The sequence below is a fragment of the Anaerobacillus sp. QJM3NY_17 genome, assembly GCF_056173665.1.
Genome location: NZ_CM149685.1, coordinates 1,366,975 through 1,379,806 on the forward strand (window position 1 = coordinate 1,366,975; position 12,832 = coordinate 1,379,806).

Annotated in this window: 9 protein-coding genes; 8 read left to right on the forward strand and 1 reads right to left on the reverse strand. The window is 41.6% G+C overall.

The window, feature by feature from the left end; translation table 11 throughout:
- Positions 1–73 precede the first annotated feature (73 nt).
- Positions 74–1,330 carry a hypothetical protein gene (locus AC0VYV_RS07385; RefSeq protein ID WP_475373581.1) on the reverse strand — a complete coding sequence of 419 codons (1,257 nt, stop codon included), beginning with the start codon at positions 1,328–1,330 and terminating at the stop codon, positions 74–76.
- Between the two features lie 320 nt (positions 1,331–1,650).
- Between AC0VYV_RS07385 and AC0VYV_RS07390 the strand changes: the two genes are divergently transcribed.
- From AC0VYV_RS07390 to AC0VYV_RS07425, 8 genes are all read left to right on the forward strand, one after another.
- Positions 1,651–3,792 carry a sensor histidine kinase gene (locus AC0VYV_RS07390; RefSeq protein ID WP_475374704.1) on the forward strand — a complete coding sequence of 714 codons (2,142 nt, stop codon included), beginning with the start codon at positions 1,651–1,653 and terminating at the stop codon, positions 3,790–3,792.
- A 15-nt stretch (positions 3,793–3,807) separates the two neighbouring features.
- On the forward strand, positions 3,808–5,139 hold the full coding sequence (locus AC0VYV_RS07395) for a sigma-54-dependent transcriptional regulator (protein ID WP_430241350.1): 1,332 nt from the start codon (positions 3,808–3,810) through the stop codon (positions 5,137–5,139).
- Positions 5,140–5,222: 83 nt separating this feature from the next.
- Positions 5,223–6,065 (forward strand): ABC transporter substrate-binding protein, encoded by an 843-nt coding sequence (locus AC0VYV_RS07400; RefSeq protein WP_475374705.1) that lies wholly within the window; start codon positions 5,223–5,225, stop codon positions 6,063–6,065.
- A gap of 571 nt (positions 6,066–6,636) precedes the next feature.
- Positions 6,637–7,959, forward strand: a complete 1,323-nt coding sequence (locus AC0VYV_RS07405; protein ID WP_475368763.1) for a lyase family protein — start codon at positions 6,637–6,639, stop codon at positions 7,957–7,959.
- A 1-nt stretch (position 7,960) separates the two neighbouring features.
- Positions 7,961–9,481, forward strand: a complete 1,521-nt coding sequence (locus tag AC0VYV_RS07410; RefSeq protein ID WP_475374706.1) for an aldehyde dehydrogenase family protein — start codon at positions 7,961–7,963, stop codon at positions 9,479–9,481.
- Positions 9,482–9,499: 18 nt separating this feature from the next.
- Positions 9,500–10,654, forward strand: coding sequence for a Zn-dependent alcohol dehydrogenase (locus AC0VYV_RS07415; protein WP_475373586.1), 1,155 nt, complete (start codon positions 9,500–9,502; stop codon positions 10,652–10,654).
- Between the two features lie 135 nt (positions 10,655–10,789).
- The gene (locus AC0VYV_RS07420; protein WP_475368766.1) at positions 10,790–12,358 is read left to right on the forward strand and encodes a BCCT family transporter; all 1,569 of its coding nucleotides are present in this window, start codon (positions 10,790–10,792) and stop codon (positions 12,356–12,358) included.
- 103 nt (positions 12,359–12,461) lie between these two features.
- Positions 12,462–12,689 carry a hypothetical protein gene (locus AC0VYV_RS07425; protein WP_430241361.1) on the forward strand — a complete coding sequence of 76 codons (228 nt, stop codon included), beginning with the start codon at positions 12,462–12,464 and terminating at the stop codon, positions 12,687–12,689.
- Positions 12,690–12,832 lie beyond the last annotated feature (143 nt).

A 12,832-nucleotide genomic window follows, 5' to 3' on the forward strand; every position in this document is an offset into this window, starting at 1 on the left:
AATTGGTGAAATATCAACATAAGGGTCAGGCGCAGATGTGCCTGACCCTTATGTTGGTTTCAAAACCTTTAGATTATTGTGCTTGCACGGTTTCAAGCGCTACTGCTTTAATGTCACCTTCTTTTGATTCTGAGACGAAAGAAAGTCTGTTTTCACCAGTATGATATACATGCAAATATTCGTTATCCAGTTCATTAAAGACGACCTCATCAGGTTCTCCAAATTGACAAACGACATCTGTGTAAGGGATAGCGGGTCCTTCTGATAACGCGTTATAACGTAAATGACTTACCGTTTCGTTTGCAGTTAAGTAAGCGTACTTTTCATCATAGAATCCAGGTGTTCCTTCATAGAACGTTTCATCATAAGTCATCTCTGGCTTTATTTTCTTTAAGGCTTCTTCAGACATTCCAAGAAAAATGGAGGCATCCTTCAGGTGACCTTGCTCTGCAAAATTCAGTAATTCTGAATGGAACGGAGCTTTTTCACAGGAAGTAGGGGTATTCTCGGCTGATGTTAATGGTTTTTCATCTGTCATCGTATAATCACCATTAAACCCAACAGCTGCGTCATGGTAACTAAGACAGGCTTCTTCAATAAATGTAATGACGTCATTCGTTCGAATAAACGTACCGGAACAAGACGGATCTTCCGTATCCTCAAACGTTGCTTCATCACCGTTTATTGTAGCTGTACCATTCAATTTCCCAACATCCGATCCACTACTTACGTCGATCGTAAACTGAAAGGATTCCTTCGTCACGTTTGATATGCTTAAATTCCCCTGATCGAACGCAGGATCAATATAAAGTGCTTCTTTCCATTCAGAAGAACTTTCTTCGTTCGCTGCTTCATCTTTCGGATTGGATTCCAGTTCAATTCGAGTGTATACGCCTGTAAAAGAAGCGCTATTCTCATTCATTGATTCACACGCTTCACTCGTATCGATGGCTAATCGGTCCTCCTTCCAACCAAACGAGGCTTTGCAAGCATCGTTATCAGGGTGTGTGAAATGAGCCATTTCTCCGTCGACTTCAGCAGTTCCTGAAAGCTCTCCAACATTTTGACCATCATAGGATTGAAGCATAAACGTAAATGAAGTAGAAGCTGAATCTGTTATATCGAGACCCCCATGGATTTCTCCATCTTTCTCCCACTTGTACGTGCCATCTTGAAAAAGAATGTCTTTTTGTACGGTTTCCTCTGCAGACTTGTCCACCGTTTCTTTCTCCGCTTCTACCTTTTCCGATGAGTCAGAAGTAGTTAAGAAGTTACATGACGTGACGATGAGTAATAAGATAAACACCAATACGTGACGAAGCGTTTTCATAAGATTCCTCCCTACTGAAGTAAGTTGATGCCATCATTATACATAACGTTCCGTAAAAGAATGGGATAATGGTGTCGAGCGGGGAAAAAATTCCTTGTCTAGTTTAAGCGAATTCTTTTGTAATTTAGTTGACCATTTCCGGGGAAATGAATGGAAGAAGTCGAATGCAACATTACTTTTCGTTCCGATGGGGAAGAATGTGTTGAAAATAGGGAGCAAGGTATAATATCTAAATATTCTATTGCCAATTGAGCGAGTGGACGATTATGATGAATTTAAATGAGACAAGTTCGTCATGTCATAACAACTGGTGGGATGGAATGAAAACCTTAACAAAACAGCTCATTCGTTTATTTGAATCAGTTCATGGAAGTATTTTAAGAAAATCTGTCATGATTTTTGTTTTCATTCTAGTTATTCCAACGTTAATGATCTATCAGCTGATCATCAACTATGCGGAAGAGATGATTGAGCAGGACATTATTAGTGAAAATGTCGCGAACACGGAAAGTATCGTGAAGCGCGTAAATAATGAAATTTCCAGTGTTGTTTTACAGCTGCATTTAATGGCAGGAAATGGAGAAGAAAACGAAATTAACGCGGAACGTATGTATGAGCGATCCAGACAGGCGATTGCCCAGAGCTCTATTATTCGGTCTATCTATTATCTAGATGACACTAGTAACGTCATATTTGAATCTCCTTTTGCCCCTGAGCTTGAAGGTGTCTCCTATCACTATCCAGAGTTTGATCGAATTCAATGGACGCACAATTATGCTGTTTCTAGTGTTATTCAAAATTTTAGCGGTGAGGATATTGTTTCGGTGGGGATTCCAGTCTTTGACGAAAAAAATGATTTTCAAGGTGCTTTAATTGCAGAATTTAGTCAGGATTATTTATCTGAAATCGTCAGAAGTATCAGCATGAGTGAAGGACATTTTGGGATGATGGTTGATCCAGAAGGAATTGTCGTGGCTTCTACTAATGAACAATCAATCGGAACAGCTATTTCAAGTGATTTGCCTTCTGAGCAAATATTTGAGGAAGTTTCAGGGGTTGCACGTTCATCTTATGGAGGGGATCAGAGCATCATCGCTTATCAAACACTGCGTGATGAATGGGGTCTCGTTTACGGAGTGTCAGAAGATATTGCCTTTGCCCCCGTTCGAAAACTATCGCTAGTGCTTACGTTATCTTTTCTCGGGATTCTCATTCTTTCTTTCTTTTTCATCGTTGCCGGTATTCGAAATATTGTTTATCCCATTATTCGATTAACAGATTATGCAAAGGATTATAGGAAGAAGGTTTTTTATCAGGAGCATGATCCATCTCAAAGTGTCCGAAAAGATGAAGTGGGAGAATTGACTCGAACGATCATTTCCGTCGGCAATAGTAATTATGAGAAGCAGCATCAGCTAGAAGAAAGTGAACGCTACTTAAATGACATGATTGAAGGAATCCCTTATGGCATGATTACGATTAATGATCACGCGATCGTAACGCATGTGAACAAACAATTCGAAAACCTTATTGGGTTTAGTAGAAATGATCTCGTCGGAAAGTCATTATCAGAACTTCCAATTAAAAGTACAGATGAAGACTTTATGTTGTTAAAAGCCTTAATCTCTGAGGAACCTAGCATCGAATGTGAAAGCTACATTATCGACGCAAAGGGAAGGCGTCACATTGTGAATATCGCTACGTCTCGTTTCTACAATGCTCAGAATGAAATTATTGGCAGCATTGCTGTGCTACAGGATATTTCACAAATGAAGATGCTAGAGTCACGGTTGAAACAAAATGATAAGCTTGCATTGATAGGGCAAATTACCACGGGTATTGCTCATGAAATCAAAAACCCGCTTGCGATTTTAACAGGATCTTCTGAGATGTTAAGAGAAGAAGTGGAGGAAGCTAATAGTTCAGAAGAGATTCTTGAATTATCGCGTGATATTGATCAAGTCGTGAAACGAATGAAGACGATTGTGAATAATTTCTTGAATTTTGCAAAAGTGAACAAAGCCGATGCTCGACCAATTCAGTTGAAGAAAGTGACTGATGAAGTCCTACATCTAGTGAGATTTAAGCTAAAAGAATTAAATATAGAGGTCGTAAAGCACTATGAGACAAGCGGAGACCTCGTCGGTTTCTATGATGAGTTAATTCAAGCCTTTTTAAATATCATTCTTAATGCAACAGACGCAATGAAAGAGGAAGGAACATTAACCGTTACGATTGAAGAGGACGAGAAATATGTTCATGTCGCTATCGGAGACACAGGAACGGGCATTATGACGAGTAATCTTGAATGGCTTTTTGATCCATTCTTTTCGACTAAGGAAGAAGGGAATGGACTTGGATTAACGATCGCGAGAGATATCATTAAAGAAAATAATGGCGATCTTACGGTTGAGAGCGTAGAGGGTGAGGGGACAACAATTCATTGTTGGTTCCACCGATAGAAAAGGGGTGGCGTTATGGAGAGAACCGTTTTGATCGTAGATGATGAGATGCAGCTTGCGAAGCTAATCGGCAGGAAATTAACGAAGGCAGGCCTATCGTCAGTTTTGGCTCATACGGGAAGTACTGCTATCGACTTATTTAAAAGAAAAGAAATGGCAGTCGTGATTCTGGATTATATGCTACCAGATATGACGGGTCTTCAAGTATTGGAAGAAATGAAAAGGCTGAAGCCAGATGTGCCGGTCATTATGATGACGGCTTATGGAAATGTCGAGAGTGCTGTCGGGGCAATGAAACTGGGCGCCGTCGATTATTTGAACAAACCGATGGAGCTCGAAGAAGTAAAAGAGTTGGTTATGAAACAACTCGATACAAAGGTAGAGGCTCCGCCAAAAGAAAACGATCCATTTGTATTTCAAAGTCCTGAGATGAAGCGTGTGATGGCATTTCTAGGTCAGGTGAAGGATACGGATGCAAGTATATTAGTGCTAGGTGAGAGTGGCGTTGGCAAAACGGCTCTTGCTCATTGGATTCATTCAAATAGTTATCGTGGGGCGGGCCCAATGCTATCGATTAACTGTGCGGCTATACCTGAGCACCTTCTTGAAAGTGAGTTGTTTGGCTATCAGAAGGGAGCATTTACGGGAGCTGCAACAACGAAAATCGGAAAATTTGCTGCTGCAGATAAAGGGACGATTTTTCTAGATGAGATTGGAGAGATTTCTCCTTCCATGCAAGCGAAGCTTCTTCATGTCATTGAAGATAAAAAGGTGATGCAGCTAGGTAGCAATGAATATCGCACAGTAGATGTACGAATCATTACAGCGACGAATAAGGATTTAAAAAAATCCGTTGCGGAAGGTACGTTTCGTGAGGATCTTTACTATCGTCTAAATTTAATCGAAATTGAGATCCCTCCCCTACGTGAAAGGATGGAAGATATCCCCCTTTTCATTCAATCACAAATGAAGAAATTAAATGGAAAGTATAAGAAACAAATTTATATAGCAGAGGAAAGCATCAACCTTCTCCTCCGTCATACGTGGCCAGGTAACATTCGCGAGCTACTCAATATGCTTGAACGCATTCATATCGTAAAACGAGAAGGAACAATTATGCCAGAAGACCTTGCGCATGCATCTCTTATGTCGATACCAAAAGATGAACCAGTAGGATCACAGGACTTCAGTGGAAGTCTTTCCGAGGTGCTAGAAGATATAGAGGAAAAGATGATTCGACAAGCGCTTGGAGAAACAAATGGCAACCAGACGAAAGCAGCAGACCGACTTGGAATTGCCAGGCATACGTTAATTTACAAAATGAAAAAAATCGGCATCAGTCTATGAGAAGGTTTCTTCTAATCGTTGGATGCCTTACTTTCCTTATTTCTTGTCAGTCAAAAGAAGAAATAAAGCAGGAAGATGCGAAAGTGAACGCTCATCTGACTATTAAACTTGGATCCAAAGCATTTACCGAACAATACCTTTTAATGAAAATGACTGCCCTTCTTTTAATGGAAGAAGGATTTGATATTGAAGAAATGCGCTTTCTTGATAGTCCTTCCATTCGTGATGCATTTGAAAACAAAGTAATTGATTTGTATTGGGAATACACGAACACTGCTAAAACGATTTATCATAAAAGTGGTCCAGGTTATGATTCGCTCGAAGCTTATGAATCTGTTAAAAAAGAAGATGAAAAAAGCGACATTATTTGGTTAGAGAAAAGTGATTTTAATAGTTCATGGGGGCTCATCATGAAAGAGTCCTTTGCTAAGCAGCATCAACTTGATTCGGTCAGTGATCTTGTCACGTATATGAGCAATCAGGAACACCCATCATTAAAAATGGCGACAAATGACGAATATTTAATAAGAGAAGACGGTCTCAGTCATTTAGAAGACGTGTATCAATTTTCGGTGAACAAAGATCAGCTTCTTGCGGTTGATTCAGAATTGCTGAGTCTCGCTGTAAAAGAGTCTCGAGTACAGGTAGCTGTTGGAATGATCACAGATAGTCGCATTGAAGACTACCACCTCGTTGTATTAGAAGATAATCGCAAAGCGTTTCCACCATATGATGCTGCTCCAGTCGTGCAACGGAAAATGATTGAGCAATATCCAGAGATTCAAGAGCCACTTGAAAAGCTTTCTGCTTCCATTACAAACGAAGAAATGATTAGTCTAAACTATCGAGTGGACGTTTTGCACCAGGATATAGGAAAAGTCGCGAAGGCTTTTCTACAAGACCAAGGGTTGTTAAGAGTGGACTAGAGGGTAGAGCTTCCAGTGGCTCTTTCATCATCAAAAGACAGCATCCTCCTTCTCTGATGGAAGGCTTACTTTGTGGTAAGCTGTTGTTAGATGTTGATTATGATAGAAAGGTAGTTGAGTGATTCTGGACTTTATATCAAATAATATTGTGTTGCTTGGCATCGCCTGTATTATTATTGCGCTGCTATTAGCGAAATTCACAAAGAAGAAGTAAGGCGCTGTTCAATGGAACAGTGCTTTTTTTGTGTGAAAATGCGACACTGTAGGAATTTTCTACAGTTAAAGTGTAGAATTTTTCTACACTTTTAGTAATTGTGGGGAACAATTCGCACTGTTATAAGGATTTAAAAGTTGGCACAATACTTGCATTATATAACAGTGAGAAATTCAAGTTAGATTCAAGGAGGATTTAATGTACTTTTAAACTTATTGTTCGCGTGAGTGTGAATGTTCTTAACGTATAGCAAAATGAAAACGCTTTAATTGATTTAGCATAAACATTATTTGTTTCTATCGCATTCAGTCAGTCTCGGGTAGATCCAACCGCCTATTCGTGAAAGAGGGTTTTCAGATGAGATATGAGCAAGATGAGTTTGGCACTGTCAAGATTCCAAGCGATGCTCTCTATGGGATCCAGACAGTTAGGAGTACTGCAAATCTAAGCTATTCAGAAAAAAAGCTTACAGATTATCCTGATTATGTGAAGGCACTAAGCATTGTAAAAAAGGCTGCTGCGCTTGCAAATGGTGAGGCGGGAGTGCTACCGAAGCGAATTCAGGATGCCATTGTTACAGCATGTGATGAGCTTATTAGCGGAAAGCACGTAGAACATTTTCCAGTTGATCCTTATCACGGAGGAGGTGGTATTGGATCGAACATGAACGTGAATGAAGTTGTATCGAATCGAGCGAATCAAATTCTTGGATACGAGATTGGTAGCTACGAAGAAGTGCAACCCAATGATCATGTGAACGCTTCCCAATCCACTTCGGACGTTTGTCATACGGCGATTCGTCTTACGATTGCAAGGCAACTGGAGAAGCTCCTTGCTGTTGTGAGATCGTTGCAACAAAGCATAAGAGAAAAAGCGAATGAGTGGTCGGATGTAATGACCATTTCGCGCACCTGTTTACAGGATGGAATGAGGGTACCGCTCGGAGATTCGATGTCAGGTGTTGTGGCGTTACTTGATCGCCGCATGGAGTCACTACAAAAAGCTACAGAACAAATGGACCGCATTAATCTAGGAGGAACGGTTATCGGTTCTGGGATTGGAGCGTCTGAGGGATACCGGAAAAACATTTTGCATTATTTAAGGGAAACGACGAGTCGGAACGTAATGTATCGTGACAATTTATTTGATGCAGCTCAGCATCTTGATGACCTTGGAGATGTATCAAACGAGCTGAGGCAGCTGGCTAGTGGTTTGATTAAATTCGGAAAAGATCTACGCATTCGCGCTTCTGGTCCTGAAACAGGTTTTGGAGAACTATCGCTACCGGCAGTACAGGCGGGCTCATCGTTCTTCCCTGGGAAAGTAAATCCAGTAATACCTGAAACGCTCATTCAATGTTGTTTCAAGGTACTTGGGTGTGATCGTACTGTCCAGGCAGCACTAGAGCATGGAGAGCTTGATCTTAACGTGTTCGAAGGCGTAGCCGGGATGGCGATAATAGATGCGATCCAAATGTTGACAAATGTGCTGCCAGTTTTCGAAGAACGTTGTGTAAAAGGAATAAAAGTGAATGAAGCAACGTGCAGAGATTATGCAAACACCACAATTCCGCTAGTTGTTGATTTAAAAGAACGCTTTGGTTATGAAGCTGTCTCAAACGCAATGAAAACAGATGGTAAAGATGGGTTACTTCAACTACAAGCAAATGGGGGATATTGATATGAAAAACATTCAAACGAAATTTGAAGGCATTAAGCAGCCAAAGTTAGAGTGGGCGAGTCAATGGCTCGAGAAACCAAAAAAGCTTTATATAAATGGACAGTGGGTGGAAAGCAGTAGCGGAGAAACGATTGAATCCATTAATCCTGCGACTGGAAAACGAACTGGTTCAATCCATAGCGCCAAAAAAGAAGACGTCGATCAAGCAGTTTCGGCAGCTAGAGAGGCGTTCGATCATGGCACATGGAAAGAAACAACGCGAAAAGAAAGAGCAAGGATTCTACGCGAGATTAGTGCCCTTATTATTGAACACCAGGATGAGTTAGCAACGCTTGAGTCTCTAGATAATGGAAAGCTTTATACGGAAGCTTATAACGATGATGTTCAAGAAGCATCAGATCTCTTCCAATATTACGCGGGATGGACGGATAAGTATTATGGAGAAAACAATCCGGTGGAAGGGAATTTCTTAAGCTATACAACGCGAGATCCGATCGGCGTTTGTGGTCAAATTGTTCCATTTAATTTTCCAATTGGTATGGCTGTATGGAAGCTATCGCCAGCGCTTGCGATGGGGAATACGGTTGTTTTGAAGCCTTCTAGTACGACATCTTACTCAGCGATTCGTCTCGTTGAAATCATTCATGAAGCGAAGCTATTACCGCCAGGCGTTCTAAATCTAATTCTTGGTAAAGGCTCGATTGGATCTTACATTAGCACGCACATGGATGTTGATAAAATTTCCTTTACAGGAAGCACGGAAGTTGGGAAAAAGCTCGTTCATGACTCAGCGGATTCGAACTTGAAGCCAGTCACACTGGAGCTAGGAGGTAAGTCACCAAATATTATTTTTGCAGACGCACCAAATCTTGAAGGGGCGATTGAACGTTCATTCTATGGGTTGTTTACCCATAAAGGCGAGAAGTGTTCTGCACCAACACGACTTTTTGTGGAGCGCCCAGTTTATGATGAGGTAGTTGAAAAAATCGGTGAATATGCAAGCGTATACAAGTGTGGTGATCCATTTGATCCTGAAAGTGACCAGGGACCACAGGTTTCAGAGGCTCATATGAACAGTATTCTTCATTACATTGAAAGTGGAAAACAAGAAGGGGCACGGCTTGTCGCCGGAGGAGAGCGTGATATTGAGGGTGAGAAAGCGAATGGATTTTATATTAAGCCAACTATTTTCGCTGACGTGACAAACGGTATGACGATAGCACAGGAAGAGATATTTGGACCTGTCCTTTGCATCCTGCCATTCGATTCGGAAGAAGAGGTTATTCGAATGGCGAATGATACGATTTATGGTCTTGCTGCTGGTCTATGGACGAATGATGTCTCTCGAGCGCATCGCGTAGCGAAAAAGCTTGAAGCTGGTATGGTATTCGTAAACAAATATGGCTGCTACGACTTTGCTAGTCCATTTGGAGGCTGGAAACAAAGTGGTTGGGGCAAAGAATATGCCGTGCACTCGCTTCAATCGTATACAAAAACAAAAGCAATCTGGGTTGCTTACTAAAAGAGCGGAGGAAAGAGTATGAAAATGAAAGCGGCTGTAATGACGGGTCTAGGTGCACCACTTGAAATTCAAGAAGTGGAGTTAGCTTCACCGAAAGCAAATGAAGTCCTTGTAAAAATTGCGGCGACTGGGGTCTGTCATAGTGACCTCAACGCCGTACAAGATCCATCGACCCCGTTCCCAACCATTCTTGGTCATGAAGGCGCTGGTACAGTTGTTGAGGTAGGTCCTAACGTCAAGACGGTTAAACCTGGTGACAAAGTAGCGCTAAGCTGGGTTCCCTACTGCGGGACGTGTGAGTTTTGTGTCACTGGTGCTATTCATCTTTGTGAGTCAGCCTTTGGCCCAATGTTTAACGGTACGCTTCTCGATGGAACTTCTCGACTTAGTAAGGATGGTCTTCCGCTTTTTCATAATTCTCTTCTTTCGACATTTGCTGAATATGCCGTCGTTCCTGATATGTCTTGTGTGAAATTACCAGATGCGATGCCGCTCGCTCAAGCATCGCTGATCGGATGTGGCGTTGCCACTGGCTATGGCGCAGCGGTCAATGCCGCTAAAGTAACTCCCGGTTCAACCGTTGCTGTGTTTGGCATCGGAGGTGTAGGGGTGAATGCGATTCAAGGTGCGAGAATCGCCGGTGCTTCGAAAATCATTGCCTGTGATATGAAGCCAGCGAACCTTGAAATCGCGAAGCAATTTGGGGCTACACATACTGTGAACGTGAGCGAGGGGGATGCACCTGAAATGATTCGTGCGATAACGAACGGATTTGGTGTTCATTATGCGATCGACTGCTCAGGACATACAGCTGCTACCGCTAACGCCTGGAATGCAACTCGTAAAGGTGGAACGATTGTAGTTGTTGGTGCCTTTCATCCTGAAATGTCACTTAGTCTGCCTGCGGGTGGTTTTCACCGAGTTGGAAAAGTGATCAAAGGAAGCTTCTACGGAGATACCCAGCCATATCGTGATTTTCCTAAAATTGCTGAGCTTTACCTCGATGGTAAGTTTATGCTTGATGAACTTGTGATTAATCGCGTTTCCTTGGATGAAATCAACCAGGCCTTTGACTCATTTCATGATTGCAACTGCGTGAATGTAGGTCGATCTGTGATTGATTTTCAAAGAGAACCGGTGATCAATGCAGAACGATATACAGAATTGATTTAAGGTGTAAAAGGCCGTTCGATTACAATGCGGACTCGTCCAAAGAGAAATATCAAAAAAAGGTGGATGCAGTCAAGAAACAACAGTTTTACTTGCGGTAACGGTTAATTGAATAATCTCATGGGAGGGGTTCATGTTATGAAAAGTTTTAAGCATCCGGTTTTCTGGCCACCGTTTCTTCTATTACTTGCAGCGGCCATTGTTAGTTTTACAAATAAAGAGGCCTTTATTTCGACGGCCACTAATATGAACAACTGGGTGATTGCCAATCTTGGCTGGCTATTTAGTATCGCAGGGTTATTAATGGTCGTAGCCTGTGTTGCTGTATACTTCTCACCACTAGGAAATATCCGAATTGGCGGAGACAAAGCGAAGCCGATGTTGAAACCAATGACTTGGTTTGCCATCACCTTAACGACTACGATTGCGGCAGGTCTGACGTTTTGGGGAATTGTTGAGCCACTATACCATGTATCGGCACCTCCAGAATCGCTTGGCATTGATCCGAATAGTCCAGAAGCAGCCATCTTCTCACTTTCTACAATGTACTTGCATTGGACGATTACACCATATGCGATTTACTGCTTACCAGCGATCGTCTTTGCATTTGCTTATTATAATATGAAAAAGCCTTTTAGCTTAAGTTCAACATTAGCTCCCCTATTCGGTAATCGCATTTCGGGTAAATGGGCGAATGTGATTGATGCTCTTTGCCTTTACACTCTTGCTCTTGGGATGGCGGCATCGATGGGAACGAGCTTATTGAACCTTGGCGGTGGCGTTAACTACATTAGTGGAATTGCGAGTTCACCAACCTTATGGGCTGCGATTGCCATTGCGTTAATGGTAACGTTTATTATTTCAGCGTCTACAGGTTTAATGAAAGGGATTCGAGTTCTTTCCAATATCAATATGAGACTTTTTATAGGTATTATCATCTTTATGTTTATCGTGGGACCAACTTCTTACTTATTAAATTTAGGAACAGAATCAGCGGGGAATTATTTTACGAATTTCTTTAACAAAAGTCTTTTCACGGGTGCATCTGCTGGCGATCCATGGCCACAATCGTGGACGACGTTCTACTGGGCAAGCTGGTTCTCATGGGCAGCGATTACGGCTTTATTCCTTGGAAGAATTTCATTTGGCTACAAAGTGAAACACATGATTATCGTCAATTTTGTTCTACCGGCATTTTTCGGAGGATTATGGATGACGATCTTTAGTGGAACAGCAATTAACATGGAGATGACGGGTGCTGGACTTGCTAATATCATGAATACAGTAGGTGCAGAGGCTGCTCTCTATGCGGTATTTGATGCTCTACCACTTGCTGCAATTGTGATTCCGATTTATGTGTTTATCGTCTTTATATCCTTTGTTACTGCAGCTGATTCAAACCTTGCAGCCATGGGTGGTATTTCTTCAACAGGAATTACACCTAGTAGTCCTGAACCAAGCGTGCTCATAAAAGTTGTTTGGGGGATCACAGTAACGCTAGTAGCGTGGATTATGATCAGCTATGCGAATATTGATGGAATTAAAATGTTAGCCAATCTCGGTGGTGTTCCGGCCCTATTCTTATCCCTATTCGTTCTCGGTTCTCTTATGAAAATCATTCGTAATCCTAAGAAATTCGAGAAGTTTGATGAGTCAGAAGAAGTTGGAGGATTAGAAGAACAAAAGCCAAAAGATAAAGCTGTATAAACGTAAAGAACAGACAAACCGTCTGTTCTTTTTTACTTGAATGGACTACCGCGTGAATGAATCGTGCTAAACTAGTAGTATAAGAAGAGAGGAGTGAAGGCAAGTGGGGAAATGTACAATCGATCACTCGTACGGAGACGTTATGACAAAGCTTGAGACCCAGTCACCTTATATGCCAGATGAACTTGTGCAGGATACATATCGCTTCTTACAACAAACAATTACACAAGAAACATTGAACGAACTGTTTCACCTGTTGAAGAAATATGATCTCGCTTCGGAGGAAGTGCGCCAAGAACGGAATGCCGGGCTTCAAAAACTGATGAGGTAAACGGTTCAAACTTATATTCGATTTTTCTACGAAAACTTCATTCATTCCGCGCTATTTCAAATAACTTTTTTAACGAGATTGATACAGCGGCTCTCAAATTTGATAAATGATAAGCTAATCAATAGTAACTTATTTACTAGTAC

Bases quoted from the DNA above. Each gene is read 5' to 3' on its own strand.
- AC0VYV_RS07390 (WP_475374704.1), top strand. From the start codon at position 1,651: ATGAAAACCTTAACAAAACAGCTCATTCGTTTATTTGAATCAGTTCAT.
- AC0VYV_RS07395 (WP_430241350.1), top strand. From the start codon at position 3,808: ATGGAGAGAACCGTTTTGATCGTAGATGATGAGATGCAGCTTGCGAAG.
- AC0VYV_RS07385 (WP_475373581.1), bottom strand. From the start codon at position 1,330: ATGAAAACGCTTCGTCACGTATTGGTGTTTATCTTATTACTCATCGTC.
- AC0VYV_RS07420 (WP_475368766.1), top strand. From the start codon at position 10,790: ATGAAAAGTTTTAAGCATCCGGTTTTCTGGCCACCGTTTCTTCTATTA.
- AC0VYV_RS07410 (WP_475374706.1), top strand. From the start codon at position 7,961: ATGAAAAACATTCAAACGAAATTTGAAGGCATTAAGCAGCCAAAGTTA.
- AC0VYV_RS07415 (WP_475373586.1), top strand. From the start codon at position 9,500: ATGAAAATGAAAGCGGCTGTAATGACGGGTCTAGGTGCACCACTTGAA.
- AC0VYV_RS07405 (WP_475368763.1), top strand. From the start codon at position 6,637: ATGAGATATGAGCAAGATGAGTTTGGCACTGTCAAGATTCCAAGCGAT.